Origin of the sequence: Exiguobacterium sp. s56, from assembly GCF_018618255.1 — a bacterium.
GTDB lineage: Bacteria > Bacillota > Bacilli > Exiguobacteriales > Exiguobacteriaceae > Exiguobacterium > Exiguobacterium chiriqhucha.
In genome coordinates, this window is the sequence record NZ_JACSLR010000043.1 from 1 (window position 1) to 631 (window position 631).

The window sequence follows — 631 nt, forward strand, 5'->3', positions numbered from 1 at the left end:
ACCTCCCTGACGCGCTTTTCATTGATGCTCGGCTGAAACGCAAAGTCGAAGTCTTCTAGCGTCTTAAAATAGGGGAGTCTGGCACGTTTTATTCGTTTCGATAGTTCTGTTGACTCACGGTGTTCGATTTCCGTCATCAGAATACTGTTTAGAAAGTCCGAATATGCTACATTATTCTTGGAGGCATCTTCAAGGATTCCTTCAAGCTGGTTGGCCGACAATTGCCATCCAACTTTTTCTAAGCGTTCAGTGAGAAGGTCCGTGTTCATTCGTGATCGCTCCTTTCGAACTGTTCGTACACTTGAAGGGAACGACGTTCCACTTCAGGAATATCGGGCTGGAGACGACGGGTCGGCAAACCTTTTTGAGTCGTTTCTAGCCCTTTGTAATGCTCTAAATTTAATTGATACTTCAAATTGCCGGAGGCAATCGGGTGTTGGGCGATTTGTTCGCCATCAGCGTAGACCTCGAGATGATGGTCAAGGGTGATTCTAATTCGTACATGCTGTCCGACGAACCGAAACGGAACTGAATACTGTCGTCCTTGGTAGGACACAAAACAGTCTTTGCTTACTTGACGTGTTTCCCAGCGATGGACCGGATAATGCGGCTTCAAATGTCCTGGTGCTAG

The 631-nt window shown here is 46.8% G+C and carries 2 protein-coding genes; both read right to left on the reverse strand.

The window, feature by feature from the left end; all coding sequences use genetic code 11:
• Positions 1–269 (reverse strand): ATP-binding protein (locus KNP71_RS15750; RefSeq protein ID WP_214831054.1); only part of this gene is annotated, 269 nt, incomplete at its 3' end.
• On the reverse strand, positions 266–631 hold a 366-nt coding region (locus tag KNP71_RS15755), incomplete at its 5' end, for a Mu transposase domain-containing protein (RefSeq protein ID WP_483299390.1). The genes KNP71_RS15750 and KNP71_RS15755, both read right to left, overlap by 4 nt.